The organism is Paenibacillus gorillae, from assembly GCF_000513275.1.
Taxonomy (GTDB): domain Bacteria; phylum Bacillota; class Bacilli; order Paenibacillales; family Paenibacillaceae; genus Pristimantibacillus; species Pristimantibacillus gorillae.
Window position 1 is genome coordinate 1 of the sequence record NZ_CBVJ010000157.1, and the last position, 995, is coordinate 995.

1 protein-coding gene and 1 pseudogene are annotated in these 995 nt (G+C 32.6%); one reads left to right on the forward strand and one right to left on the reverse strand.

Annotated features, from left to right (window positions below; translation table 11 throughout):
- The first annotated feature begins 517 nt into the window (after positions 1–517).
- The gene (locus tag TY10_RS28460; protein ID WP_052350824.1) at positions 518–787 is read left to right on the forward strand and encodes an acyl carrier protein; all 270 of its coding nucleotides are present in this window, start codon (positions 518–520) and stop codon (positions 785–787) included.
- A gap of 10 nt (positions 788–797) precedes the next feature.
- On the opposite strand, the pseudogene TY10_RS32640 reads toward TY10_RS28460, so the two are convergent.
- Positions 798–980: pseudogene (locus TY10_RS32640) on the reverse strand (IS30 family transposase); the annotation flags it as partial.
- Positions 981–995: the final 15 nt, after the last annotated feature.

The window sequence follows — 995 nt, forward strand, 5'->3', positions numbered from 1 at the left end:
CGTTGGCTAGATTGAAACTGCTCACGAATCTTTTTTGGCCGAAGTGTTGTACTTAGATTGACAAACCGTCTTATGAATAAACGTGATATCCCTAAAGTTTAACTACAATTAGATTTACTGTGGCATAGATTAGCTGAGCAAGAAACAGATAATAGTGAAAAACAATTTCACTTAGCGTATTGAAGCATAAAATAGATAAACGATTAATCATCGTATATCGATATATTAGGCAGAACCACAGGTAACCTTAACTATTTAACTGTTTTGCAGATCTTTTTAATTACATTCTATATCAATATAAGTAACGTTTTTTATAAAGAGTTTTTAAGATCACACCTATGAAAAAAAGCAGATGAATTACTTAATGAGACTAGTATGAGTATTACAGACATAACGATTCGTTTAGGTTAGTAAGTAATTCTCAATTTCCCGCAATATTTAAGCGTTATTTCTCGTATACACCTATAGGATATCGGTGAAATAAACTTTACGAAAAAAGAAGGGTTGGTTTTATTGCATGAAAACAAACATGAATACGATCGATTCAGAAATCAGTTGTATTCTCAAAGAAGTATTGAAATATGAGCAACCTATCACATTGGAACAGGATCTTTATCAGTACGGTCTGGATTCCATAAAGATAATCGCACTTATTGTGCAACTTGAAGAACATTTTAATATTACTTTTGATGATAATGAATTATTATTTGAAAATTTTAGTAATAAAATAGATATTATAGCTCGAATAAAGGAAAAAGTGGGTATTAATTACTGTTTATTGGAATAATAAATTATGTTTAGGCCAAAAAAGATTCGTGAGCAGTTTCAATCTAGACATATTCGAGGATCATCGTTAATAAAGTGAATGGTGTCAGCCAATTCCCCATCCGAGACCTCTGCAAAGTCGTATCCTTTGGGAAAGAAACCCGCAAGAGACCGTTGCCGTTTTCTCTGGAGCCTCGCTGATCTATGAAGTAGACCTACAAATTTCTAGC